The organism is Micromonospora purpureochromogenes, from assembly GCF_900091515.1.
GTDB classification, from domain to species: Bacteria; Actinomycetota; Actinomycetes; order Mycobacteriales; family Micromonosporaceae; genus Micromonospora; species Micromonospora purpureochromogenes.
In genome coordinates this window covers 112,086-136,661 of sequence record NZ_LT607410.1, presented here as the reverse complement: position 1 = coordinate 136,661, position 24,576 = coordinate 112,086, and the positions used below count along the sequence as shown (strand labels likewise).

Here is a 24,576-nt window from a genome sequence, read left to right as displayed (position 1 = left end):
ACCCGGGCTGGCAGAGTGGAGGGGTGAGCCGTACCCCGCAGGGCCAGCGCGCCAGCCTGGACAAGCAGCCGCACGAGGTCGCCGCGATGTTCGACGGCGTGGCGGCCCGCTACGACCTGACCAACACCGTCCTCTCCTTCGGGCAGGACCGGTCCTGGCGGCGGGCCACCCGGGCCGCGCTCGACCTGGGGCCGGGGGAGCGGGTGCTGGACGTGGGCGCGGGCACGGGCGTCTCGACCGAGGAGCTGGCCCAGTCCGGGGCGTACGCGATCGGCGCCGACCTGTCGCTGGGGATGCTGCACGCCGGCAAACGGACCCGGCCGCAGGTGCCGCTGCTGGCCGGCGACGCGCTGAAGCTGCCCTTCGCCGACGCCAGCTTCGACGCGGTGACCATCTCCTTCGCGCTGCGCAACGTCAACGACACCGACGCGGCGCTGGGCGAGCTGGCCCGGGTGACGAAGCCGGGTGGCCGCCTGGTGATCTGCGAGTTCAGCACCCCGGTCAACCCCGCCTTCCGGACGGTCTACCTGTCGTACCTGATGCGGTCGCTGCCGGCGGTGGCGCGCGCGGTGTCCAGCAATCCCGACGCGTACGTCTACCTGGCGGAGTCGATCCGGGCCTGGCCGGACCAGGCGGCGCTCGCCGCCCGGGTCGGCGCGGCCGGCTGGGGACGGGTGGCCTGGCGCAACCTGACCGGCGGCGTGGTGGCGCTGCACCGGGCGATCCGCGACTGACGACGCCGGGGCGGCAGCGATCCGGTCAGACCGCCTTCTTTCGTGAATATCCGGTTTTGGTCCACTTTGCCCCGTAGGCTCGCCCCCATGACGGGACCAGAGCAGGTGGGTGGGGCCACCGACGACGACGCCGCCGAACTCATCGCCCAGCTCAAGGAGCTGGCCGGCGCGGATCCCGCGGACGTCCGTCAGGTCGTCGCCGAGGTGCTCGCCGCGCTGGACCGCGCCGCCGGCGGGGCGCTGCGCGAGCACCTGCCCGAGACGATCCGGGTCGACGCCGGCCTGGACACCGCCGCGCCGGCCCGCCCCTGACCTCGGCTTCGGCGCCGAACGGCGGATTTCCGGCGAGTTAGGTACCCCTCATCCGGCAGTGGTGTAACGCCGGTCATAGACTCCAACCCGATCGGCTTGTGAAGCATTTCACGAGCATGCGGGAGGAGGCGCAGATGACCGCGGTGGAGAACGACGCCGACGTGATCGTCGTGGGCGCCGGTCCCGGAGGATCGGCTACCGCGTACCACCTGGCGCGGCACGGCGTGCGTGTGCTGCTGCTGGAGAAGACCGAGTTCCCTCGGGAGAAGGTCTGCGGCGACGGGCTCACCCCGCGCGCCGTACGGCAGCTCGTCCGGATGGGTGTGGACACCTCACCCGAGGCGGGTTGGCTGCACAACAAGGGCCTGCGGGTGATCGGCGGCGGGGTGCGCCTCGAACTGGACTGGCCCGACCTGGCCAGCTTCCCCAACTACGGCCTGGTCCGCACCCGGCTGGACTTCGACGACCTGCTCGCCCAGCGCGCGGTCGCCGCCGGTGCCAAGCTGCGCACCAGCGTGAACGTGGTCGGTCCGGTGCTCGGCGCCGACGACCGGGTGATCGGCGTGCAGGCCGAGGTCGGCCCGGAGAAGGAGCCGGCCACCTTCCACGCGCCGCTGGTGGTCGCCGCCGACGGCGTCTCCGGCCGCTTCCCGCTCGCCCTCGGGCTGGCCAAGCGCGAGGACCGGCCGATCGGCGTGGCCGTCCGGCGCTACTACCGCTCGCCGGCCAAGCACGACGACAACTACCTGGAGTCCTGGCTGGAGCTGCGCAGCAAGGACAGCGGCGACAACCTGCTGCCCGGCTACGGCTGGATCTTCGGCCTCGGTGACGGCCGGGTCAACGTCGGCCTGGGCGTGCTCAACTCCTCCTCGGCCTTCGGCAAGACCAACTACCGCCGGCTGCTCACCGACTGGCTGGCCAACACCCCCGAGGACTGGGGGATGACCGACGAGGCGAACGCCGAGGGTCCGGTCCTCGGCGCGGCGCTGCCGATGGGCTTCAACCGGGTTCCGCACTACACCCGGGGCGTGCTGCTGGTCGGCGACTCCGGCGGCATGGTCAACCCGTTCAACGGCGAGGGCATCGCGTACGCGATGGAGTCCGGTGAGCTGGCCGCCGAGGTGATGGTGCAGGCGCTGGCCCGGCCCGCCGGCCCGGAGCGGGAGCGCGCGCTGGCGGCGTACCCGACGGAGCTGAAGGCGCGGTTCGGCGGCTACTACCGGCTCGGCGGGATCTTCGTGAAGCTGATCGGCCGTCCGGAGGTCATGCGCATGGCCACCAAGCACGGCATGCCGCACCCGACGCTGATGCGCTTCGTGCTCAAGCTGCTGGCCAACCTGACCGACCCCCGTGGCGGGGACGCGATGGACCGGGTCATCAACGCGATGACGAAGGCGGCGCCAGCCGTCTGAACGACCACGTCCGGGCCGGTGCCGGCCCGGGCGGGGAGAGAGATCGACCCCCGCTGGAGGACCCGGCGAGGGACGTGAATAGTGTGATTTTTGTCAAGCACCAGGGGCAGGGGAAGGACGAGCAGGAGAAAAGATGTCGCTCTCGCCTTACGCACCGATCATCGGGCTGTTCGCCCTCGCCGCGGGGTTCTCGCTGTTCTCCGTGGCCGCCGCCCGCTTCGCCGGTCCCCGGCGCTTCAACAAGGCCAAGCTCGAGGCGTACGAGTGTGGCATCGAGCCGAGCCCGCAGCCGGTCGGCGGCGGCCGGTTCCCGATCAAGTTCTACCTGACGGCGATGCTCTTCATCGTCTTCGACATCGAGATCATCTTCCTCTACCCCTGGGCGGTCTCGTTCGACGCCCTGCCGATCTTCGGCTTCGTGGAGATGGTCATGTTCATCGTCGCGGTCTTCGTCGCATACGCCTACGTGTGGCGGCGCGGCGGCCTGGACTGGGACTGAGGGAGGTACGTCAGATGGGCATCGAGGAGAAGCTCCCGGCCGGCGTCCTGCTCACCTCCGTGGAGAAGCTGGTCAACTGGTCGCGGAAGTCGTCCGTCTGGGGCGCCACCTTCGGCCTGGCCTGCTGCGCCATCGAGATGATGGCCGCCGGTGGCCCGCACTACGACATGGGCCGCTGGGGCATGGAGGTCTTCCGGGCCTCGCCGCGTCAGGCCGACCTGATGATCGTGGCCGGCCGGGTGAGCCAGAAGATGGCTCCGGTCCTGCGCCAGATCTACGACCAGATGGCGGAGCCCCGCTGGGTGCTCTCCATGGGCGTCTGCGCCAGCAGCGGCGGCATGTTCAACAACTACGCGATCGTCCAGGGCGTCGACCACGTGGTGCCGGTGGACATGTACCTCCCCGGCTGCCCGCCGCGGCCCGAGATGCTCATCGACGCGATCCTCAAGCTCCGCGAGAAGATCATGTACGAGCCGCTGGGCGCGAACGGCCGCAAGATGCTCCAGGCCCGCCAGGAGCGCGGCGACGTCCCGGTCGTGCCGTACGGCTCGATGCCGTCCTCGTACCGCAACGACAAGGCCCGGCGTGCCGAGTGGACGAAGGCCGTCCGCGAGGGGCGCGAGGAGCAGCTGCGGATCGAGAACTGGATGAACGCCCAGAACCACCTCCACGCGCACGGGGGCCCGAAGTGACCGCACCGAACGACAGGACCAACGACGGCGGGGTGCCGGTACCGGTCACCCCGGCGGGGGCCAGCAGTGGCGCCCCCGCCGAGCACCCGCCGTCCAGCCCCGCCGGCCGAGGCATGTTCGGCAACCAGGGCAGCGGTGACGTCTCCGGCTACGGCGGCCTGGTCCGCCAGCGCCGGCCGATCGAGGAGACCCCCCGGCCGTACGGCGGGTACTTCGACGAGGTCCGCGACGCGCTGGAGGAGGCGTACCCGGCCTTCGGCGACGCGATCGAGAAGGTCGTCGTCGACCGCGGCGAGCTGACCCTGCACGTCCGCCCGGAGCGGATCGCCGAGGTCTGCCAGGTGATGCGGGACGACCTGGCGCTGCGCTTCGAGCTCTGCTCCTCGGTCTCTGGCGTGGACTACCTCGGCGCCGACGGCCGGCGGCTGCACGCCGTCTACCAGCTCACCTCGATGACCTACCGGCGTCGGGTCCGGCTGGAGGCCGCGGTCTCCGCCGAGCAGCCGCACCTGCCGAGCGTCACCGCCGTCTACCCGACCGCCGACTGGCAGGAGCGGGAGGCGTACGACATGTTCGGCATCGTCTTCGACGGCCACCCCAACCTCACCCGGATCCTGATGCCGGACGACTGGGAGGGGCACCCGCAGCGCAAGGACTACCCGCTCGGCGGCGTGCCCGTCGAGTACAAGGGCGCGGAAATTCCACCGCCGGACCGTAGGAGGTCCTACCAGTGACCACGTCCAACTACGCGACCGAGCGCGAGACCACCGAGGGCAGGGTCTTCACCGTCACCGGTGGGGACTGGGACCAGGTCGTCTCCGGCACCGACCCGATCAACGACGAGCGGATCGTCGTCAACATGGGTCCGCAGCACCCGTCGACGCACGGCGTGCTCCGGCTGGTCCTGGAGCTGGAGGGCGAGACGGTCCGCGAGGCCCGCTCGGTCGTCGGCTACCTGCACACCGGCATCGAGAAGAACCTCGAATACCGCAACTGGGTCCAGGGCTCGACCTTCGTGACCCGGATGGACTACCTCGCCCCGCTGTTCAACGAGACGGCGTACGCGCTGGCGGTGGAGAAGCTGCTCGGCATCACCGACGAGGTGACCGAGCGGGCCACCACCATCCGGGTCCTGATGATGGAGCTCAACCGGATCTCCTCGCACCTGGTCTGGCTGGCCACCACCGGCATGGAGCTGGGCGCGATCTCGATCATGCTCTACGGCTTCCGGGAGCGGGAGTACATCCTCGACATCTTCGAGACCATCACCGGCCTGCGGATGAACCACGCGTACGTCCGGCCGGGCGGCGTCGCGCAGGACGTGCCGGACGAGGCGGTCGCCAAGATCCGCGACTTCCTGAAGATGATGCCGAAGAAGCTCAAGGAGTACGAGGACCTCCTCTCCGGCCAGCCGATCTGGACCGAGCGGACCAAGGGCGTGGCGGTCCTCGACGTGACCGGCTGCGTCGCGCTCGGCGTGACCGGCCCGGTGCTCCGCTCCGCCGGCCTGGCCTGGGACCTGCGCAAGACCATGCCGTACTGCGGGTACGAGACGTACGAGTTCGACGTCCCGACCCACCCCGACGGCGACGTCTGGGGTCGCTACCAGGTCCGGCTCGCCGAGATCCGCGAGTCGCTGAAGCTGGTCGAGCAGGCGCTGGACCGGTTGAAGCCGGGCCCGGTGATGGTCGCCGACCGCAAGATCGCCTGGCCGGCGCAGCTGGCCATCGGCGTGGACGGCATGGGCAACTCGCTGGAGCACGTCGCCAAGATCATGGGTCAGTCGATGGAGTCGCTGATCCACCACTTCAAGCTGGTCACCGAGGGCTTCCGGGTTCCTCCGGGCCAGGTGTACGTCGGCATCGAGTCGCCCCGCGGCGAGCTGGGCGTGCACGCGGTCTCCGACGGTGGCACCCGGCCCTACCGGGTGCACTACCGGGAGCCGAGCTTCGTCAACCTCCAGGCCCTTCCGGCGATGGCCGAGGGCGGCCTGATCGCCGACGTGATCGCCGGTGGCGCCTCGCTGGACCCCGTCATGGGGGGGTGTGACAGGTGAGCGCGAGGAGTGAGCTTGCGAGCCCCGCAGTCGCGAACGGAAGGCGGCTCTGATGACGACGACTTTTACTGAGCAGACCCGGGAGCGGGCGCGGGAGATCATCGCCCGGTACCCGGCCGACCGGTCCCGGTCGGCGCTGCTGCCGCTGCTGCACCTGGTGCAGTCCGAGGAGGGCTACGTCTCCCCAGCCGGCGTCGAGTTCTGCGCCGAGGTGCTCGGGCTGAACAAGGCCCAGGTCGGCGCCGTGGCGACCTTCTACACCATGTACAAGCGCAAGCCGACCGGCGACTTCCTGGTCAGCGTCTGCACCAACACCATGTGCAACGTGCTCGGCGGCCAGGAGGTCTACGACACCCTCGCCGAGCACCTGGGCGTGGGGCACGACGAGACCACCGCCGACGGCAAGATCACCCTGGAGCACGCCGAGTGCCTCGCGGCCTGCGACTACGGCCCGGTGATGACCGTCAACTACGACTTCTTCGACGGCGTCGACCCGCAGGGCGCGCTCGGGGTGGTCGAGGAGCTGCGCGCCGGCGGCCGGCCGATGCCGACCCGGGGCGCCCGGCTCTGCACGCTCAAGGAGATGGCGGTGCAGCTCGCCGGTTTCGCCGACGAGCGCGAGGGCGCGGTCGCCGACGGCGGGCCGGGCGAGCCGACCCTGCGCGGTCTGCGCCTGGCCGAGCAGCACGGGATCTCGGTGCCCGGCTTCGACCCGAACACCCCGATCCGGAGCAAGGCCGAGGCCGACCAGGCCGCCGCGCAGGCGAAGGCCGCGGAAGCCGTCAAGGCCGAGCCCGCCACGGCCCCGCCGGCGAGCGGCAACGGCGCCAAGCCGGGTACGCCCGGCAACGCCGGCGCCGGCGAGCCGGCTCCCGCCGCCGCGGCGAGCGGCAGCACGGCCCCGGACGTGAAGGCGCCCGACGACAAGTCGCCGCAGGTGCGTACCGCCGAGACCCGGCAGCCCGACGCGCAGACCGCCGTGCCGGACGCCCCGGGCACCAAGGTCCCGACGGACAGCGCCGCGCCGGCGCCGCGCGACGCGCAGAAGGCGGAGGCCGCCGGCGTGGCGGCCAACCCGCCGGCCGGCGACGGCAAGCCCGCCGGCGACGAGGCCGGTGCGCAGCAGCGCAACCTCAAGGAAGCGGAGGCGGGAGCCAACACCGGCCCCGCCGTCGCGAGCGAAACGGGGGGCCAGAAGTGACCACGCCTCGGCCGCAGACGCTGGCCAAGCTCACGCCGGTGCTCACCAAGCGCTGGCTGTCGCCGGACGCCTGGCGGATCGGCACCTACGAGAAGCTCGACGGCTACGCGGCGCTGCGCAAGGCGCTCAAGGCGCACCCGGACGACCTGATCCAGCTGATCAAGGACTCCGGCCTGCGCGGCCGGGGCGGCGCCGGCTTCCCCACCGGTCTCAAGTGGGGCTTCATCCCGCAGGGCGACGGCAAGCCGCACTACCTGGTGGTCAACGCCGACGAGGGCGAGCCGGGCACCTGCAAGGACCTGCCGCTGATGACGCACGACCCGCACTCGCTGGTCGAAGGCGTGATCATCGCGTCGTACGCGATCCGGGCCAACCGGGCCTACATCTACATCCGCGGCGAGGCGGTGCACGCCGCGCGCCGGCTGCGCAACGCCGTGCAGGAGGCGTACGCCAAGGGCTACCTCGGGCGCGACATCCAGGGCACCGGCTTCGACCTCGACCTGGTGGTGCACTCCGGCGCCGGGGCGTACATCTGCGGTGAGGAGACCGCGCTGCTGGACTCGCTGGAGGGCTTCCGGGGCCAGCCGCGGCTGCGCCCGCCGTTCCCGGCGACCCACGGCCTGTACGCCAGCCCGACCGTGGTCAACAACGTCGGCACCATCGCCAGCGTGCCGTACATCGTGCTGGGCGGCGCGGACTGGTGGAAGACCATGGGCACGGAGAAGTCCTCCGGGCCGATGATCTACTCGCTTTCCGGCCGGATCGCCAACCCGGGCCAGTTCGAGTGCTCGATGGGGATCACCCTGCGCGAGCTGATCGAGCTGGCCGGCGGCATGCAGCCCGGGCACAACCTGCGGTTCTGGACGCCGGGTGGCTCGTCGACGCCGCTGCTGACCGCCGAGCACCTGGACGTGCCGCTGGACTTCGAGGGGGTGGCGGCGGCCGGCTCGATCCTGGGCACCACGGCCACCCAGATCTTCTCCGACCAGGACTGCCCGGTCTACGCGACCTACCGGTGGCTGGAGTTCTACCACCACGAGTCGTGCGGCAAGTGCACCCCGTGCCGCGAGGGCAACTACTGGATGGTCCGGGTCTACCGGCGGATCCTCGCCGGTCAGGGCACCCACGAGGACCTGGACACCCTGCTCGACACCTGCGACAACATCCTGGGCCGTTCGTTCTGCGGCCTCGGTGACGGTGCGACCAGCCCGGTGACCTCGTCGCTGAAGTACTTCAAGCAGGACTACCTCGACTACATCGAGGGACGTACCGCGCCGAAGCTGTCGGACAAGCAGTTGGTGGGAGCGCACTGATGACTGACGTCGTAAAGGCCCCCGAGACCGTCACGCTCACCATCGACGGCGTCGAGGTCACCGCCCCCAAGGGGGCGCTGCTGATCCGGGTCGCCGAGCAGTTGGGCACCGAGATCCCGCGCTTCTGCGACCACCCGCTGCTGGCTCCGGCCGGCGCCTGCCGGCAGTGCCTGGTCGAGGTGGAGGGGCAGCGCAAGCCGGTCGCCTCCTGCACCCAGACCGTCGCCGACGGCATGGTGGTACGCACCCAGCTCACCTCACCGGTCGCCAAGAAGGCGCAGGAGGGGGTCATGGAGCTGCTGCTGCTCAACCACCCCCTCGACTGCCCGATGTGTGACAAGGGCGGCGAGTGCCCGCTGCAGAACCAGGCCATGTCCACCGGCCGCACCGACTCCCGGTTCCACGAGCACAAGCGGGAGTACGAGAAGCCGATGGCGATCAGCACCCAGGTGCTGCTCGACCGCGAGCGCTGCGTGCTCTGCCAGCGCTGCACCCGGTTCTCAGAGGAGATCGCCGGCGACAAGTTCATCGACCTGATGGGCCGGTCGTCCGCCGAGGAGATCAACATCTACCGGGACGACGCGTACGGCGTGGAGACCGGGGACGACAGCGGCGACGTGCCGTTCAACTCCTACTTCTCCGGCAACACCGTGCAGATCTGCCCGGTGGGCGCACTGACCGGCGCGCAGTACCGGTTCCGGGCCCGCCCGTTCGACCTGGTCTCCAGCCCGAGCGTCTGCGAGCACTGCTCGGCCGGCTGCGCCCAGCGCACCGACTGGCGGCGCGGCAAGGTGCTGCGCCGGCTGGCCGGCGACGACCCGGCGGTGAACGAGGAGTGGAACTGCGACAAGGGCCGGTGGGGCTTCCAGTACACCCGCGCCTTCGACCGGCTCAGCACCCCGCTGGTCCGCGACGAGCGCACCGGTGAGCTGCGCGAGGCGTCCTGGAGCGAGGCACTGACCCGGGCCGCCGAGGGGCTGCGCGACGCCCGGGACTCCGGCCGGGGCACCGCGGTGCTGACCGGCGGCCGGCTGACCGCCGAGGACGCCTACGCGTACGCGAAGTTCGCCCGGGTCGCGCTGCAGACCAACGACATCGACTTCCGGGCCCGGCCGGTCTCCCGTGAGGAGGCCGACTTCCTGGCCAGCACCGTCGCCGGGGCCACCGAGGTGACCTACGCCGACGTGGAGAAGGCGCCCGCGGTGGTGCTGGTCGGCCTGGAGCCGGAGGAGGAGTGCCCGATCCTCTTCCTGCGGCTGCGCAAGGCGTACCTGAAGAAGAAGCTGACGGTCTACGCGATCGCCCCGTTCGCCACCCCCGGCCTGGAGAAGCTCGGCGCCAAGCTGGCCCGGGTGGTGCCGGGCGAGGAGGCCAGCGTGCTCGCCGAGCACGACACGGTGGCCGAGGCGCTCAGCGCCGAGGGCGCCATCCTCTTCGTCGGCGAGCGACTGGCCACCGTGCCGGGCGCGCTCTCCGCCGCGGCGGACGTCGCCCGGCGTACCGGGGCGAAGCTGGCCTGGGTGCCGCGGCGCGCGGGTGACCGCGGTGCGGTCGACGCGGGCTGCCTGCCCAACCTGCTGCCCGGCGGGCGTCCGGTCACCGAGCCGGCCGCCCGCGCCGAGCTCGGCGAGGCCTGGGACATCCCGGCCGGGGTGATCCCCAGCCAGGCCGGGCGGGACACCGACCAGATCCTCGGGGCGGCCGCCAACGGCCAGCTGGGCGCCCTGGTGGTGGCCGGAGTGGACCCGGCCGACCTGGCCGACCCGCGCCTGGCCGAGCAGGCCCTGGACGCGGTGCCGTTCCTGGTCAGCCTGGAGCTGCGCAACTCGGCGGTGGCCCGCCGGGCGGACGTGGTCTTCCCGGTCGCCCCGGTGGTCGAGAAGGCCGGCAGCTTCCTGGACTGGGAGGGCCGGCTGCGTACCTTCGAGGCGGTGCTGAACACCGCCGCGATGACCGACGGCCGGGTGCTGGACGCCCTCGCCGCACAGCTCGACGTTCGGCTGGGCACCGGTGACGTGCCGAGCGTCCGCCGCGAGCTGGGCGGCCTGCCGCCGACCCGGGTGGAGCGTCCGGCCGCGCCGTCCGTCGCGCCGGCCACGGTGCCGCAGCCGGGCGCCGGCGAGGCCGTGCTGGCCACCTGGCACCAGCTGATCGACCTGGGCAGCCTGACCGACGGCGACGAGCACCTCGCCGGCACCGCCCGCCCGCCGGTGGTCCGGCTGGGCAAGGGCACCGCCGAGACGCTCGGCGTCGCCGACGGCGACCCGGTGACGGTGGGCACCGACCGGGGGGCGCTGACCCTGCCGGCGGAGATCACCGAGATGCCGGACGGTGTCGTCTGGCTGCCGACCAACTCACCCGGTTCGACCGTCCGGCGCAGCCTCGGCGTGACGTCCGGCGCGGTCGTACGGATCTCCGTCCCCGCCGCCACCGGCACGGCCATCCCGGCCGGGCGGGTCGCGGCGGACGAGACCGACCGTCCGGGTCCACTCCTCAACGCTGGGGGTAACCAGTGAGCGCGCTCTACCTCGCTCAGGACCCGACGCTGGCCGACTTCGGCAAGGACCCGTGGTGGCTGGTCCTCGGCAAGATCGTCTTCGCGTTCGCCTTCGGCCTGCTGGCCACGCTGCTCGGCGTCTGGTTCGAGCGGCGGGTCGTCGGCTACATGCAGGTGCGGCCCGGCCCCAACCAGGTCGGCCCGTTCGGTCTGCTGCAGACGCTCGCCGACGGCCTGAAGATGGCCTTCAAGGAGGACATCCTCCCGCGGGCCGCCGACAAGGTCGTCTACTTCTTCGCGCCGACCATCTCGGTGATCTGCGCGGTCACCGCCCTGTCGGTGGTGCCGTTCGGCCCGATGGTGAGCATCTTCGGCCACTGGACGCCGTTGCAGGTCACCGACGTGCCGGTGGCGGTGCTGGTGCTGCTGGCCTGCTCCTCGATGGGCATCTACGGCATCGTGCTCGGCGGCTGGGCCTCCGGCTCGACGTACCCGCTGCTGGGCGGCCTGCGGTCCAGCGCCCAGATGATCTCGTACGAGGTCGCGATGGGGCTGAGCATCGTGGCGGTGTTCATGACCGCCGGCACGATGTCGACCAGCGGGATCGTCGCCGCCCAGGCGAACGGCACCCAGCTCAGCATCGGCGGCGCCAACATCCCGGCCCCCGGCTGGTACGCGATCCTGCTGCTGCCCAGCTTCATCATCTTCTTCATCTCCACCGTCGGTGAGACCAACCGGGCACCGTTCGACCTGCCCGAGGCGGAGTCCGAGCTGGTCGCGGGCTTCATGACCGAGTACAGCTCGCTGAAGTTCGCGCTCTTCATGCTCTCCGAGTACGTCTCGATGGTGACCATGTCCGCGGTCACCACGACGCTCTTCCTCGGCGGCTGGCGGGCACCCGCGCCGATCACCACCTTCTGGGCCGGGGCCAACTCCGGTTGGTGGCCGATGCTCTGGTTCTTCGGCAAGGTGCTGATCCTGGTCTTCGTCTTCGTCTGGCTCCGGGGCACGCTGCCCCGGCTCCGCTACGACCAGTTCATGCGCTTCGGCTGGAAGGTCCTGCTCCCGATCAACCTGGTCTGGATCCTGGTCCTGTCCGGGCTGCGCTCGATCGAGGACTGGCAGTCCCGGGACCGGCTGCTCGCCACCGCCATCGGCGCGGGCGTGCTGCTGCTGGTGACGCTCTTCTGGCCGAGCCGCCGGCAGGAGCGGAAGCCGACCGTGCAGGAACAGGTCAACAGTCGGCCGCACGGCAGCTTCCCGCTGCCTCCGATGGACCTTCAGGTACCACCGAGCCCGCGCACCAAGCGCGTGGTCGCCGAGCGGGAGCCGGCCAACATCGCCGGCTCGGACTCCAGGGAGGTGTGACGTGGGCGCGATCACCGGAACGTTCAAGGGCTTCGGTGTCACCTTCTCGCACATGTTCAGGAAGGTCGTCACCACCGACTACCCGTTCAAGCCGCCGGTGTCGGCGCCGCGCTACCACGGGCGGCACATCCTCAACCGGCACCCGGACGGCCTGGAGAAGTGCATCGGCTGCGAGCTGTGCGCCTGGGCCTGCCCGGCGGACGCGATCTACGTCGAGGGTGGCGACAACACCGACGAGCAGCGCTTCTCGCCGGGTGAGCGGTACGCCAGCGTCTACCAGATCAACTACGCCCGGTGCATCTTCTGCGGGCTCTGCATCGAGGCCTGCCCGACCCGTTCGCTCACCATGAGCAACGAGTACGAGCTGGCCCGGGACAACCGGCAGGATCTGATCTTCACCAAGGAGCAGCTGCTCGCGCCGCTGCTGCCGGGGATGGAGCAGCCGCCGCACCCGATGCGGCTGGGTGACAGCGAGAAGGACTACTACGTCGGCGCGCTGACGAACCCCGGCACCTCGGCCGGTGCCGAGCACGCGGCCAACAGCCCGGGCCGGTACCAGGTCGAGGAGCACCCCGGGGTGACCTTCCCCGGCGCCGAGCAGCACGCCCAGCGGGCCGCCGCCAACGGGTCCGCGGCAGGCAAGGGAGCGGGAGCATGACCACGCAGACGGTGCTCGCCGCGGCGGGCCAGGTGTCCGGCGGCGAGGAGGTCACCTTCTGGATCCTCGCCCCGCTCGCGCTGATCGGCGCGATCGGCATGGTCTGGGCCCGCAACGCCGTGCACTCGGCGCTCTGGCTGGTGCTGACCATGCTCTGCCTGGGCGTGTTCTACGTGCTCCAGGCGGGTCCGTTCATCGGCATGGTGCAGATCATCGTCTACACCGGCGCGATCATGATGCTCTTCCTCTTCGTGCTGATGCTGGTCGGCCGGGACGCCTCCGACTCGCTGATCGAGACCCTGCGCGGCCAGCGGGTCGCCGCGGTGCTGCTCGGTCTCGGCTTCGCCGGCCTGGTCGGCACCGGCCTCTACCGGGCGCTCAACGGGGTCACCGCGGTCGGCCTGGAGCAGGCCAACGCCGAGGGGAACGTCCAGGGCATCGCGCGGCTGCTCTTCACCAAGTACGTCTTCGCCTTCGAGCTGACCTCCGCGCTGCTGATCACGGCGGCCGTGGGTGCGATGGTGCTGGCGCACATCGAGCGGCGTCGGGAGGACAAGATGGACCAGGTCGCCACCATGCGGTCCCGGTTCCGCCCCGGCAACTACCCCGGCCCGAAGCCCGGGCCCGGCGTCTTCGCCACCTCCTCCTCGGTGGCCACCCCGGCCCGCCTGCCCGACGGCCGGCTGACCGACCGCAGCACCCCGGCGATCCTTCCGCAGCGGGAGCTGACCGCCGAGGAGACCACGCTGAAGGGGACGGACAAATGACGCCGGACTACTACCTGATCCTCGCCGCCGTGCTCTTCACCATCGGCGCCGTCGGGGTGCTCGTGCGACGCAACGCGATCGTGCTGTTCATGTGCGTCGAGCTGATGCTCAACGCGGCCAACCTGACGCTGGTCACCTTCAGCCGGATCAACGGTGACCTCAACGGCCAGATCATGGCGTTCTTCGTGATGGTGGTGGCCGCGGCCGAGGTCGTGGTCGGGCTCGCGATCATCATGTCGATCTTCCGGACCCGGCGCTCCGCGAGCGTCGACGACGCCAACCTGCTGAAGTACTGAGGGGCCCTGCGGTGGATGAGATTCTGACGTACGCCCAGGCAGAGCCAACCGGCGCCGTCGCCTACGCTCCGGCTGGTGGCCTGCTGAGCAGCGTCTGGCTGCTGGTGGCGATCCCGCTGGTCAGCGCGGCGATCCTGCTGCTGCTCGGCCGGCGGGCCGACCGCTGGGGGCACTGGCTCGGCGTGGCTTCCATCGGCGCCGCGTTCGTGCTCGGGCTCAGCTACTTCTTCCAGCTCCGCGGCCTGGACAACAAGTCCGTCGAGCTGAGCCTGTGGGACTTCATCACGGTCGGCAACCTGAAGGTGGACTTCGGTCTGCTCTTCGACCCGCTGGCCGCGGTCTTCGTCCTGCTGATCACCGGGGTGGGTTTCCTGATCCACCTCTACGCGGTCGAGTACATGGCGCACGACGAGGGCCGCCGACGGTTCTTCGGGTACTTCAACCTCTTCGTCGCCGCGATGCTGCTGCTGGTGCTCGGCAACAACTACGTGATGCTCTACTTCGGCTGGGAGGGCGTCGGCCTGGCGTCGTACCTGCTGATCTCCTTCTGGTACGGGCGGCCGAGCGCGGCCACCGCCGGCAAGAAGGCGTTCCTGATGAACCGGGTCGGCGACGCCGGCCTGGCGATCGGCATCTTCATCCTGTTCGCCACCCTCGGCACCACCCAGTACGACGAGGTCTTCAACGGCGTCGGCGCCCTGGCCAGCGGCACCGTGCTGGCGCTGGGCCTGCTGCTGCTGCTCGGCGCGGCCGGCAAGTCCGGCCAGTTCCCGCTCCAGGCCTGGCTGCCGGACGCGATGGAGGGCCCGACCCCGGTGTCGGCGCTCATCCACGCCGCCACCATGGTCACCGCGGGCGTCTACCTGATCGCCCGGTCCAACCCGATCTTCACCGCGAACGCCACGCTCCAGCTGGTCGTGGTGAGCGTCGGCGCGCTGACCCTGCTGATGGGCTGCGTCATCGGCGCCGCCAAGGACGACATCAAGCGGGTGCTGGCCTGGTCGACGGTGAGCCAGATCGGCTACATGTTCCTCGGCGTCGGGCTGGGCGGCGCGGCGTACGCGCTGGCCATCGTGCACCTGCTGGCGCACGGCTTCTTCAAGGCCAACATGTTCCTCGGCGCCGGCTCGGTCATGCACGGCATGAACGACCAGGTGGACATCCGTCGCTTCGGCGGCCTGTCGAAGTACATGAAGGTCACCTGGATCACCTTCATGATGGGCTGGCTCGCCATCATCGGCATGTTCCCGTTCTCCGGCTTCTTCTCCAAGGAGCCGATCATCGTGGCCGCCTTCGAGCGGGAGGGCTGGACGGCCTGGCTCTTCGGCGGCGCTGCGCTGCTCGGCGCCGGGCTGACCGCGTTCTACATGACGCGGCTGTTCGTGCTCACCTTCCACGGGCCGAAGCGGTGGACCGAGGACATCGAGCACCCGCACGAGTCGCCGAAGCTGATGACCATCCCGCTGATCCTGCTGGCGATCGGCTCGGTCGGCGCCGGCTTCCTGCTCTCCACGTCCGTGCCGGACTGGCTGACCGCCACCGCCGGCCTCGGCGAGCAGGAGAAGGGGCACGAGGCGGTGCTCGCGCACGGGGTGATCACCGCGCTCTCGCTGCTGGTCACCGTGCTCGGCGCCGGGCTCGCCTGGATGCTGTTCCGCAACGGCACGGCCACCGCGCCGCAGCCGGCCGGCGTGCTGGTCACCGCGGCCCGGCGCAACCTCTACACCGACGCCTTCAACGAGGCGGTCTTCGAGAAGCCGGGCATCTTCCTCACCCGGGCGCTGGTCTTCCTCGACAACCGGGGCGTCGACGGGCTGGTCAACGGCCTCGCCGCGGCGGTCGGCGGTGGCTCGGGTCGGCTCCGGCGGCTGCAGACCGGCTTCGTCCGGTCGTACGCGACGTCCATCCTCACCGGCGCGCTGCTCGTGGTGGCGGCGTTCCTGGCCGTGCAGGCGGGGTGGCTGGCGTGACCGACCTCAACACGCCCGCCCCCACCGGCGGACCACGCAGTGACGACGGAGGTAAGGCCGAATAATGTCCAACTTCCCGTTCCTCTCGGTGCTGACCGTGGCACCGCTGGTCGGCGCCCTGGTGGTGGCCTTCCTGCCGCGCCGCCGGCCGGAGCTGGCCAAGCAGGTGGCGTTCGGCTGGTCGCTGCTGGTGCTGGTGCTCTCCGTGGTCATGTGGGTGTCGTTCCAGGCCGACGGCGACCGGCTCCAGTTCCGTGAGTCGTACGCCTGGATCCCGACCTGGGGCGTCAACTTCACCTTCGCCGCCGACGGCATCGCGCTGGTCATGCTGATGCTGATCGCGGTGCTGGTGCCGCTGGTGATCCTGGCCTCCTGGCACGACGCCGAGTCGTCGAAGCGGTCGGTGCCGGTCTACTTCGCCCTGCTGCTGATCCTCGAGTGCACGATGATCGGCGTCTTCGCCGCCGCCGACGTCTTCCTGTTCTACGTGTTCTTCGAGGTCATGCTGGTGCCGATGTACTTCCTGATCGGCAGCTACGGCGGCCACCAGCGGCAGTACGCGGCGGTGAAGTTCTTCCTCTACTCGCTCGTCGGCGGGCTGTTCATGCTCGCCGCGGTGATCGGCCTCTGGGTGGTCGGCGGGAAGACCTTCGACTGGCAGGCGCTGACCCAGGTGGACATCTCCACCGGCACCGAGCGCTGGCTGTTCCTCGGCTTCTTCCTCGCCTTCGCGATCAAGGCGCCGTTCTTCCCGTTCCACACCTGGCTGCCGGACGCCGGTGGCGCCGCCCCGGCCGGGGCGGCCGCCCTGCTGGTCGGCGTGCTCGACAAGGTCGGCACCTTCGGCATCCTGCGCTACTGCCTGCCGCTGTTCCCCGAGGCTTCGAAGTGGTTCGCCCCGTGGGCGCTGGCGCTGGGCCTGATCGGCATCATCTACGCGGCGCTGCTCGCGGTCGGCCAGTCCGACCTGAAGCGGCTGGTGTCGTACACGTCGATCGCGCACTTCGGCTTCATCGGCGTCGGGATCTTCGCCTTCACCACCCAGGCCGGCACCGGGGCGGTGCTCTACATGCTCAACCACGGGCTCGCCACCGGCCTGCTCTTCCTGGTGGTGGGCATGCTGATCGCCCGCCGCGGCTCCGCCCTGATCAAGGACTTCGGCGGGGCGGGCAAGCTGATGCCGCTGCTGGCCGGGGTGCTCTTCTTCGCCGGTCTGGCCTCGCTGGCCCTGCCCGGCACCGCGCCGTTCGTCTCCGAGTTCCTGGTGCTGATCGGCACCTTCACGGTGAACAAGCCGGTCGCGGTGATCGCCACGCTCGGCATCATCCTGGCCGCCGCGTACGTGCTCTGGATGGTGCAGCGCACCACGCAGGGCACGCTCAACCCGGAGTTGACCGAGGTCGAGGCCATGCGCCGTGACCTCAGCCTGCGCGAGAAGGTCGTGGTCGCACCGCTGATCGCCCTGATCGTGCTGCTCGGCTTCTATCCCAAGCCGGTCATCGACGTCATCAACCCCGCCGTCCAGGCGACCATGAACGACGTCGGCCGGACCGATCCCGCCCCGACGGTCGGCAGCGTCCAGGAGGCCGCAAAATGACCGAGCTGAAGTTGCCGTCGATCGACTACGCGGCGCTCGCTCCGATCCTGATCATGCTGGGCGTCGCCCTGCTCGGCGTGCTGGTGGAGGCCTTCGTGCCGCGCCGCCGGCGGCACGTCGTGCAGCTGTCGCTCGCCCTGCTGGCGGTGCTCGCCGCGCTGGTGATGACGGTGCTGAACGCCGACGCCCGGCTGCTCACCGCCGGTGGGGCGATCGCGGTGGACGGACCCACGCTCTTCCTCCAGGGCGCCATCCTGGTGCTCGCCGCGATGGCGCTGCTGCTGATCGGTGACCGCACGGTGGAGCGGGGCGGGGCGTTCGTCGCCCAGGCCGCGGTCACCGCCGAGTCGGCCGACGACCGGCGGCAGGCCGAGGGAAGCAACGGCGCGACCGAGGTCTACCCGCTGACCACCTTCGCGATCGGCGGCATGCTGATCTTCGTGGCGGCGAACGACCTGCTGACCATGTTCATCGCGCTGGAGGTCTTCTCGCTCCCGCTCTACCTGCTCTGCGCGCTGGCCCGTCGCCGGCGGCTGCTGAGCCAGGAGGCGGCGATGAAGTACTTCCTGCTCGGGGCGTACGCGTCGGCGTTCTTCCTGTTCGGCGTGGCGCTGGTCTACGGCTTCACCGCCGGGATCCCGGGCCGGTCGGCCGGCGTCGACTTCGCCACCGTGCACGCCGCGGTGAAGGAGTCGCCCGCCAGCCAGGTGCTGCTCTTCGCCGGGATGGCGCTGCTCGCCATCGGCCTGCTCTTCAAGGCCGCCGCCGCGCCGTTCCACGTCTGGACCCCGGACGTCTACCAGGGCGCCCCGACGCCGGTCACCGGCTTCATGGCGGCCTGCACCAAGGTGGCCGCCTTCGGCGCCCTGCTGCGGGTGTTCCACGTGGCGTTCGCCGACGCGGCCTGGGACTTCACCCCGGTCCTCGGGGTGGTCGCGGTGCTCACCATGCTGGTCGGCGCGGTGCTGGCGGTCACCCAGACCGACATCAAGCGGCTGCTGGCGTACTCCTCGATCGCCAATGCCGGCTACCTGCTGGTCGGTGTGCTCGCGCCGACCGGCGAGGGCGTCTCCGGCACGATGTTCTACCTGGCCGCGTACGGCTTCTCGGTGCTCGCCGCGTTCGCCGTGGTGACCCTGGTCCGGGACGCGGACGGCGAGGCCACCCACCTGTCCCGCTGGGCCGGGCTGGGCCGCCGGTCGCCGTTCTACGCCGGGATCTTCACCTTCATCCTGCTGGCCTTCGCCGGTATCCCGCTGACCAGCGGCTTCACCAGCAAGTTCGCGGTCTTCGGCCCGGCGCTGGAGAGCGGCCACGCCTGGCTGGTGGTGGCCGGCGTGCTGACCAGCATGGTGCTGGCCTTCCCGTACCTGCGGGTCGTGGTGATGATGTGGCTCTCCGAGCCGGGCGAGAGCACCCCGACCGTCACCGTGCCGGGCGGGTTGACCGCGACCGCGCTCATGATCGGCGTGGCGGCCACCCTGGTCCTGGGCGTGGCCCCGGCTCCGCTGCTCGACCTGGCCACGGACGCCGCAGCGTTCGTACGGTGACACGTCTGCTTGAGGATGCGGGGCCGGTGCGCGGTGGCGCGCCGGCCCCGCGCCTGTATCCCCGCTCCGGAGCAGGTCGAACGGGTGTGGCATGGTGGAAGGCGTGGTGATTCCGGCTGGCGAGCGTTCAGGCGTCGTCGGCTCCGGCGGTCGTCGGAGCCGGGCGGGCACGAGTCAGGTCGGCGCGCTCGGGGTGCATCTCACCGATCCGCGCGTCGAGGCCTCGGTGCTGGGCGTGCTCGACGGCGTCGAGGCCGAGCTGCGGGCCAGTGTGGCCAGCGCCGACCCGTTCGTCACCGAGGCCGCCCGGCACCTGGTGGAGGCCGGCGGCAAGCGGTTCCGACCGCTGCTGGTGGCGCTGGGGGCGCAGTTCGGTGACCCGACGGACGCGCAGGTCGTCCCGGCCGCCGTGGTGATGGAGCTCACCCACCTGGCGACGCTGTACCACGACGACGTGATGGACGAGGCCGCCGTGCGGCGGGGCGCCCCGAGCGCCAACTCCCGCTGGACCAACTCGGTGGCGATCCTGGTCGGCGACTACCTCTTCGCCCGCGCCGCGGATCTCGCCGCCGACCTGGGCACCGAGGCCGTCCGCCTCCAGGCGCGCACCTTCGCCCGCCTGGTGCACGGCCAGATCGCCGAGACCGTCGGCCCCCGGGCCGGCGAGGACCCGGTGGCGCACTACCTGCACGTGATCGCCGAGAAGACCGGCTCGCTGATCGCCACCTCGGCCCGCTTCGGCGGCATGTTCGGGGGGGCGTCCGCGGAGCACACCGAGGCCCTCGCGGGCTACGGCGAGACCATCGGGGTCGCCTTCCAGCTCTCCGACGACCTGCTCGACATCGCCAGCGAGTCGGTGCAGTCGGGCAAGACGCCCGGCACCGACCTGCGCGAGGGCGTGCCGACGCTGCCGGTGCTCTACGCCCGGGCGGCCGACGACTCCGACGCCGCCTCGGTGCGGCTGCGGGAGATCCTGGCCACCGGCCCGCTGGTCGACGACGCCCTGCACGCCGAGGCGCTCGGCCTGCTCCGCGAGTCCCCGGCGCTCAAGCGGGCCCGGGAGACCGTCCGCAGCTACGCCGAGGACGCCCGCTCCCAACTCGCCCCGCTCCCGCAGGGCCCCGCCCGCGGCGCCCTCGAATCACTCTGCGACTACATCGCCGACCGCACCAGCTGACCGCTCCCGCCCGGGAGTCGCCCCCACCCCGGATCGCTCCCGAGGTGGACCGCACCGGCCGCAGGTCAGGGCGTGCGGGTCAGCATCCGGCTGCCGAGCAGCATGAAGGCGGCGGCGGCCAGCATCGCGACGGCGGCGGTGAGCCACATCGCCGGATAGCCGGCCGCGCTGGCGGTGGCGCCCAGGGCGAGCGGGCCGAGACAACCGCCCGCGTACACCCCGGTCTGGGTGATCGAGGTGGCGGCGGCCGGGGCCTGCGGGTGCAGCCTGACCACCGCGAAGTTCATCAGCCCCGGCCACGCCCAGCCCAGGCCGAAGCCGAGCACCACGCCGACCACCAGCGGCACCGCGCCGGCCAGGGCGAGCAGCCCCAGCCCGGCCGCGCCCACCACCAGCATCCCGGCGATCACCGCCACGTGCCCCTCGGCCCGCCGGTCGGCGAGCCAGCCGGCGCCGATCCGGGCGGTGATGCAGACCGCGCTGCCCAGGGTGAGGGTCAGTCCGGCCAGCCCCGGCGCGAGGCCGCGCGCCACCGACGAGTCCACCACGAAGGTGCCCAGCGCGTTGGCGGCCGCCGCGGCGAGGGTCGCCGCCACGCCGACCACCACCAGGGCCGCGGTGGCCCGCCCGCCGCGCGCCCCGGCGGCCTTCCCGGCCGGTCCGGCCTGTCCCGCGGGTACGGCGGGCAGGGCTGCCAGTGCGGCCCCGGCGGCCGCCACGAACGCCCAGCGCCAGCCGGCGGTGAGCGCGATGGTGGGCACCGCCACGCCGGCCAGCAGGGTGGAGACCGGAATGGCCGCCTGCTTCACCCCGAAGGAGAGGCCCTGCCGCCGGGCCGGCACGTGCCGGGCCAGCGCCGCGTTGCTGGCGAGCTGCCCGAGCGCGTTCGCCGCGGCGCTCAGCCCGAGCAGGGCCACCAGCACCGGGTACGACCGGGCCAGCACCGCGATGGCGAACAGGCAGCCGGCGGCCAGCAGGATGCCGGCCCGGGCCACCACCGCCGGGCCGTACCGCTCGACCAGCCGGCCGGACGGCACCGAGGCCAGCGCGCTGATGCCGAAGTAGACCGAGACGGCCAGTCCGAGCCCGGCGGGGCTGAAGCCGAGATCGTCACCCATCTGCACGGCCAGGCCGCCGACGAGGAACACCGGCAGGACCGAGGCGACGGTGGTGGCGATGGCGCCGGCGCCGGCCCGCAGCGGGGGTACGGCCGGCGGGCTGGGCGAGGGGGTGAGCGCGGTGTCGGTCATTGTCTGGCCAACCTACGTGAGCCCAGCTCACGAGGGCTCGGCGTGTCGCAGCGATACACGCCACTTGCGGTCTGATCTGGAATCCTCGACCCGTACGGGCGTTCCGTCCCCGGGCGGTTTTTCATATGGTGTAAGTCCCCGGCTGCGGAGGTGGTTGTGCGCGACCCCCTGGCGGAGCCTTCGGATCTCATCCGGAGCGTCTCCCGCGCGCTACGCGTGCTCGAGTCGGTCGGTCGCGCCCCCAAGGGGCTGACCGTCAAACAGATCGCCCGGCGGTGCGAGCTGACCGTCGCGACGACCTACCACCTGGTCCGCACCCTCGCCTACGAGGGCTACGTGATCCGGCGGGAGGACGGCACCTACATCGTGGGGCTGGAGGTCGCCGACCGGTACCGGGAGCTGGTGACCGCGTTCCGGGGGCCGCCCGCGGTCGGGGAGACGCTGCGCCGGGCCGCCGCCGACACCGGCTGGAGCCACTACCTGGGCCGGTTCGTCGGCGGTCAGGTGGCGGTCACGGCGGTCGCCGAGGGGGCGCGCTCGCCGTACCTGGAGGACCTGGTCCCCGGCTTCGACGAGGGGGCGCACGCCACCGCGCTCGGCAAGTGCCTGCTGGCCACCCTCACCGCCGAGCAGCGCTTCCGCTACCTGCGCGAGTACGGCATGCGCCCGTTCACCACGGCCACCCTGACCACCGTCGAGGCGTTCGAGGCGGACCTGGCCGCCGGGGACCGGCGCGGCATGCAGTTGGAGCTGGGGCAGTTCCGGCAGGGAGTGGCCTGCGCGGCGGTGCTGGTCACCCCGGACAAGGACATGGAACGCCGGGTCGTGCTGGCCTGCGCCCTGCCGGCCAGCGAGATGATGACCTCGGCCCGGGTGGTCCGGGCCAAACTGCTCACCGTCGCCCGCGCCGTCGCCGACGGCATCGCCGCCGACACCTGACCGCCCCGGACCGCTCGTCCCCGCCCGAACGTCGGAAGGGCCCCGTCCCTGGCGGGGAGCGGGGCCCTTCGACCGGTGGCCCGGCGCCGGGCCACCGAGGGGAACGTCAACTGCCGATCGGGCCACCGTCCAGCCGCCAGGTGACCACCACGCCCGGCTTGGCGTAGTCGCCGTCCGGCCAGGTGGACGCCGGCTTCTCCACGGAGGCGCCGGTGATCTCACCGGGGTGCTGCACGGCCACGAAGACCGAGCGGTTGTCGCCGGTGATGAACGGCCCGCAGGTCTCCGCCCCGACCGGCACGGTGAGGAACTGCTTGAGGTGCCCGCGCTCCGGACCCTCGACCGCGGTGGCGAAGAGGCCGTCGTTGCTGCCCAGCGCGTTGCCGTCGGTGGAGATCCAGAGGTTGCCGGCGGCGTCGAAGGCGACGTTGTCCGGGCAGGAGATCGGCGAGACCCTGGTCTTGTCGTACCCGGCGAAGTAGGTCGACGGGTCGGTCGGGTCGCCGGCGACGATCGGCAGCGACCAGGCGAAGCTCTCCGCGGTGCTGTCGCCCCGGTCCTCGACCAGCTCCAGGATCTGGCCGTGCTTGTTGAGGTTGCGCGGGTTGACCTCGTCGGCCGGTGCCTTGCCGGGCTTGCCCCGGTCGGTGTTGTTGGTCAGCGCCACGTACACCTTGCCGGTGAGCAGGCTCGGCTCAACGTCCTCCGGCCGATCCATCTTGGTCGCGCCGACCTTGTCTCCGGCGAGCCGGGTGAAGGTGAGCACGTCCGCGGCGGTCATCCCGTCGACGTACGAGCGGTTGCCGCTGACCAGCTTGATCCACCGGCCCCGGCCGTTGAACGCGCCGTCGGCCGGGAGCCTGCCCGAGCCGTCGATCTCGGCGGCGCTGGTCTGCTCGAACTGCGCCACGTACAGCGTGCCCGACTCCAGCAGGGTCAGGTTGTGCTTGCGGGCCACCCACGAGTCGCCCGGCAGGAACTTCTTGTCGGAGACGAACTTGTAGAGGTAGTCGAAGCGCTCGTCGTCGCCCATGTACGCGACCACGTGCCCGCTCTTCGCCACGATGACGTTGGCGCCCTCGTGCTTGAACCGGCCCAGCGCAGTGTGCTTGCGCGGGCGGCTCTCCGGGTCGAACGGGTCGATCTCGACGATCCACCCGAAGCGGTGCGCCTCGTTCGGGTGCTTCGACAGGTCGAAGCGCTCGTCGGCCCGCTCCCACCTCCGGCTGCCGCTGGGGTAGCGGGCGGTGGTGGTGATGCCGTAGCGGGCCAGCTTCGGCTTCAGCTCCTCCGGGGCGACGTCCGCGCCGACGAAGTACTGGTTGAAGTTCTCCTCGCCGGAGAGCACCGTGCCCCACGGGGTGACCCCGCCGGCGCAGTTGTTCAACGTGCCGACGACCGTACGACCCTTCGGGTCGGCGGCGGTGCGCAGCCAGGCCGAGCCGGCGGCCGGGCCGGTCAGCTCGAACCTCGTGCCCAGCGCGGTGACCCGCCGGTTGTACGGCCGGCGGCCGCCCGCGACCGGACGCCACTGCCCGGTGCCGTCGACCCGCTCCAGCTCCACCACCGACATGCCGTGCGCGGCCATCGCGGTGCGCAGCTGCTCCACGGTCAGCGCGTCCAGGCCGGTGAAGCCGGGGAACATCAGGTCCTCGTTGGTGTACTCGTGGTTGACCAGGAGCAGCGCCCGCCGGCCCCGCCGGTCCAGCGGCAGCACCCCGACGAAGTCGTTGTTGTAGCCGAACTGCTTCGACTGCGCGGCGGCGTTCTGCCCGTGCAGGTCGAACTCCGGGGCGCCGGGCACCACCGGATCGCCCCAGCGGATGACCACCGCATGGTCGTACCCGTTGGGGACGACCAGGGTGTCGAGCTGGTTCGGCGGGATCGGCGTGAAGGTCAGCGCGCCGGTGGTCGGCTGCGGGCGGCCGAAGTCGGTCACCTCGGGCACGACCGGCGTGCCGGGGGCGGCGGCGGCCGGGGCGGCCCCGGCGAGCGCGCCGGCGGCCGCGCCGCCGAAGCCGAGCACCAGCGCGCCGACCGCGCCGGCCCGGACCACGCCCCGCCGGGACACCTCGGCCTCCACCAGGTCGCCGAAGTACGCGTTGTCGGAAGAATTCGGCACCGGGTGGTCGCAGGCGTTGCCGCACCGGTACAGACAGGTCATCGCATCGCGGCTGCCGTGGCGGGTGGCGCCCAGCAACGGGAGCAGCCGGGGACGGTCGCTCATTTCAGGAGCCTCCTGGGAGCATGGTCGGTGGCACGCCGGATCGCCCGATCGACGTGCGTAC

20 protein-coding genes and 1 pseudogene are annotated in these 24,576 nt (G+C 71.6%); 19 read left to right on the top strand and 2 right to left on the bottom strand.

The genetic code is table 11. The features are described 5' to 3' along the window. The first annotated feature begins 23 nt into the window (after positions 1 to 23). The 18 genes and pseudogenes from GA0074696_RS00630 to GA0074696_RS00545 all read left to right on the top strand — a co-directional run bounded on the left by GA0074696_RS00630 (position 24) and on the right by GA0074696_RS00545 (position 20,099). Positions 24 to 734 (top strand): demethylmenaquinone methyltransferase, encoded by a 711-nt coding sequence (locus GA0074696_RS00630; protein ID WP_088959281.1) that lies wholly within the window; start codon positions 24 to 26, stop codon positions 732 to 734. 87 nt (positions 735 to 821) lie between these two features. Further along, a complete protein-coding gene (locus GA0074696_RS00625; RefSeq protein ID WP_088959280.1) occupies positions 822 to 1,046 on the top strand; it encodes a hypothetical protein in 225 nt (74 codons plus the stop codon). Between the two features lie 134 nt (positions 1,047 to 1,180). Next, a complete protein-coding gene (locus tag GA0074696_RS00620; RefSeq protein ID WP_088964277.1) occupies positions 1,181 to 2,458 on the top strand; it encodes a geranylgeranyl reductase family protein in 1,278 nt (425 codons plus the stop codon). A 133-nt stretch (positions 2,459 to 2,591) separates the two neighbouring features. Continuing rightward, positions 2,592 to 2,957 carry an NADH-quinone oxidoreductase subunit A gene (locus GA0074696_RS00615; RefSeq protein ID WP_088959279.1) on the top strand — a complete coding sequence of 122 codons (366 nt, stop codon included), beginning with the start codon at positions 2,592 to 2,594 and terminating at the stop codon, positions 2,955 to 2,957. A gap of 14 nt (positions 2,958 to 2,971) precedes the next feature. Next, on the top strand, positions 2,972 to 3,649 hold the full coding sequence (locus tag GA0074696_RS00610) for a NuoB/complex I 20 kDa subunit family protein (RefSeq protein WP_088959278.1): 678 nt from the start codon (positions 2,972 to 2,974) through the stop codon (positions 3,647 to 3,649). Then, positions 3,646 to 4,383 (top strand): NADH-quinone oxidoreductase subunit C, encoded by a 738-nt coding sequence (locus GA0074696_RS00605; RefSeq protein ID WP_088959277.1) that lies wholly within the window; start codon positions 3,646 to 3,648, stop codon positions 4,381 to 4,383. The genes GA0074696_RS00610 and GA0074696_RS00605 overlap by 4 nt, the downstream gene beginning before the upstream one ends. Continuing rightward, positions 4,380 to 5,705 (top strand): NADH-quinone oxidoreductase subunit D, encoded by a 1,326-nt coding sequence (locus GA0074696_RS00600; protein WP_088959276.1) that lies wholly within the window; start codon positions 4,380 to 4,382, stop codon positions 5,703 to 5,705. Before GA0074696_RS00605 ends, GA0074696_RS00600 begins: the two co-directional genes overlap by 4 nt. Then, a pseudogene (nuoE, locus tag GA0074696_RS00595) lies at positions 5,702 to 6,906 on the top strand (NADH-quinone oxidoreductase subunit NuoE). The gene GA0074696_RS00600 and the pseudogene nuoE overlap by 4 nt, the downstream one beginning before the upstream one ends. Then, entirely contained in the window at positions 6,903 to 8,219 is a 1,317-nt protein-coding gene (gene nuoF, locus GA0074696_RS00590; protein WP_088959274.1) for an NADH-quinone oxidoreductase subunit NuoF, read from the top strand. The pseudogene nuoE and the gene nuoF overlap by 4 nt, the downstream one beginning before the upstream one ends. Continuing rightward, the gene (locus GA0074696_RS00585) at positions 8,219 to 10,735 is read left to right on the top strand and encodes an NADH-quinone oxidoreductase subunit G (RefSeq protein WP_088959273.1); all 2,517 of its coding nucleotides are present in this window, start codon (positions 8,219 to 8,221) and stop codon (positions 10,733 to 10,735) included. The genes nuoF and GA0074696_RS00585 overlap by 1 nt, the downstream gene beginning before the upstream one ends. Further along, positions 10,732 to 12,084 carry an NADH-quinone oxidoreductase subunit NuoH gene (gene nuoH, locus GA0074696_RS00580; protein WP_088959272.1) on the top strand — a complete coding sequence of 451 codons (1,353 nt, stop codon included), beginning with the start codon at positions 10,732 to 10,734 and terminating at the stop codon, positions 12,082 to 12,084. Before GA0074696_RS00585 ends, nuoH begins: the two co-directional genes overlap by 4 nt. 1 nt (position 12,085) lies before the next feature. Further along, a complete protein-coding gene (gene nuoI / locus GA0074696_RS00575) occupies positions 12,086 to 12,742 on the top strand; it encodes an NADH-quinone oxidoreductase subunit NuoI (RefSeq protein WP_088959271.1) in 657 nt (218 codons plus the stop codon). Next, positions 12,739 to 13,509, top strand: coding sequence for an NADH-quinone oxidoreductase subunit J (locus tag GA0074696_RS00570; protein WP_088959270.1), 771 nt, complete (start codon positions 12,739 to 12,741; stop codon positions 13,507 to 13,509). Before nuoI ends, GA0074696_RS00570 begins: the two co-directional genes overlap by 4 nt. Further along, complete coding sequence (gene nuoK, locus GA0074696_RS00565; protein WP_088959269.1) at positions 13,506 to 13,805, top strand: NADH-quinone oxidoreductase subunit NuoK; 300 nt, start codon at positions 13,506 to 13,508, stop codon at positions 13,803 to 13,805. The genes GA0074696_RS00570 and nuoK overlap by 4 nt, the downstream gene beginning before the upstream one ends. An 11-nt stretch (positions 13,806 to 13,816) precedes the next feature. After that, complete coding sequence (gene nuoL / locus GA0074696_RS00560) at positions 13,817 to 15,775, top strand: NADH-quinone oxidoreductase subunit L (protein ID WP_088959268.1); 1,959 nt, start codon at positions 13,817 to 13,819, stop codon at positions 15,773 to 15,775. Positions 15,776 to 15,839: 64 nt separating this feature from the next. Next, the gene (locus tag GA0074696_RS00555; RefSeq protein ID WP_088959267.1) at positions 15,840 to 17,372 is read left to right on the top strand and encodes an NADH-quinone oxidoreductase subunit M; all 1,533 of its coding nucleotides are present in this window, start codon (positions 15,840 to 15,842) and stop codon (positions 17,370 to 17,372) included. Beyond that, positions 17,369 to 18,922 (top strand): NADH-quinone oxidoreductase subunit NuoN, encoded by a 1,554-nt coding sequence (gene nuoN, locus GA0074696_RS00550; RefSeq protein ID WP_088959266.1) that lies wholly within the window; start codon positions 17,369 to 17,371, stop codon positions 18,920 to 18,922. Before GA0074696_RS00555 ends, nuoN begins: the two co-directional genes overlap by 4 nt. A gap of 91 nt (positions 18,923 to 19,013) precedes the next feature. Next, a complete protein-coding gene (locus GA0074696_RS00545; protein WP_088959265.1) occupies positions 19,014 to 20,099 on the top strand; it encodes a polyprenyl synthetase family protein in 1,086 nt (361 codons plus the stop codon). 65 nt (positions 20,100 to 20,164) lie between these two features. Here the strand turns inward: GA0074696_RS00545 and GA0074696_RS00540 are convergent, their stop codons facing one another. After that, positions 20,165 to 21,349 carry an MFS transporter gene (locus tag GA0074696_RS00540; RefSeq protein WP_088959264.1) on the bottom strand — a complete coding sequence of 395 codons (1,185 nt, stop codon included), beginning with the start codon at positions 21,347 to 21,349 and terminating at the stop codon, positions 20,165 to 20,167. A gap of 156 nt (positions 21,350 to 21,505) precedes the next feature. On the opposite strand from GA0074696_RS00540, the gene GA0074696_RS00535 reads away from it, so the two are divergent. Then, positions 21,506 to 22,288 carry an IclR family transcriptional regulator gene (locus GA0074696_RS00535; RefSeq protein ID WP_088959263.1) on the top strand — a complete coding sequence of 261 codons (783 nt, stop codon included), beginning with the start codon at positions 21,506 to 21,508 and terminating at the stop codon, positions 22,286 to 22,288. Positions 22,289 to 22,394: 106 nt separating this feature from the next. Here the strand turns inward: GA0074696_RS00535 and GA0074696_RS00530 are convergent, their stop codons facing one another. Next, positions 22,395 to 24,515 (bottom strand): PhoX family protein, encoded by a 2,121-nt coding sequence (locus GA0074696_RS00530; RefSeq protein WP_088959262.1) that lies wholly within the window; start codon positions 24,513 to 24,515, stop codon positions 22,395 to 22,397. Positions 24,516 to 24,576 lie beyond the last annotated feature (61 nt).

What these genes read in the sequence shown, in the direction of transcription:
- GA0074696_RS00540 (WP_088959264.1), bottom strand. Translation starts at nt 21,349, where the DNA reads ATGACCGACACCGCGCTCACCCCCTCGCCCAGCCCGCCGGCCGTACCC.
- GA0074696_RS00610 (WP_088959278.1), top strand. Translation starts at nt 2,972, where the DNA reads ATGGGCATCGAGGAGAAGCTCCCGGCCGGCGTCCTGCTCACCTCCGTG.
- GA0074696_RS00555 (WP_088959267.1), top strand. Translation starts at nt 15,840, where the DNA reads ATGTCCAACTTCCCGTTCCTCTCGGTGCTGACCGTGGCACCGCTGGTC.
- nuoK (WP_088959269.1), top strand. Translation starts at nt 13,506, where the DNA reads ATGACGCCGGACTACTACCTGATCCTCGCCGCCGTGCTCTTCACCATC.
- GA0074696_RS00625 (WP_088959280.1), top strand. Translation starts at nt 822, where the DNA reads ATGACGGGACCAGAGCAGGTGGGTGGGGCCACCGACGACGACGCCGCC.
- GA0074696_RS00545 (WP_088959265.1), top strand. Translation starts at nt 19,014, where the DNA reads ATGGTGGAAGGCGTGGTGATTCCGGCTGGCGAGCGTTCAGGCGTCGTC.
- GA0074696_RS00615 (WP_088959279.1), top strand. Translation starts at nt 2,592, where the DNA reads ATGTCGCTCTCGCCTTACGCACCGATCATCGGGCTGTTCGCCCTCGCC.
- GA0074696_RS00530 (WP_088959262.1), bottom strand. Translation starts at nt 24,515, where the DNA reads ATGAGCGACCGTCCCCGGCTGCTCCCGTTGCTGGGCGCCACCCGCCAC.
- GA0074696_RS00570 (WP_088959270.1), top strand. Translation starts at nt 12,739, where the DNA reads ATGACCACGCAGACGGTGCTCGCCGCGGCGGGCCAGGTGTCCGGCGGC.
- nuoN (WP_088959266.1), top strand. Translation starts at nt 17,369, where the DNA reads ATGACCGAGCTGAAGTTGCCGTCGATCGACTACGCGGCGCTCGCTCCG.
- GA0074696_RS00585 (WP_088959273.1), top strand. Translation starts at nt 8,219, where the DNA reads ATGACTGACGTCGTAAAGGCCCCCGAGACCGTCACGCTCACCATCGAC.
- GA0074696_RS00620 (WP_088964277.1), top strand. Translation starts at nt 1,181, where the DNA reads ATGACCGCGGTGGAGAACGACGCCGACGTGATCGTCGTGGGCGCCGGT.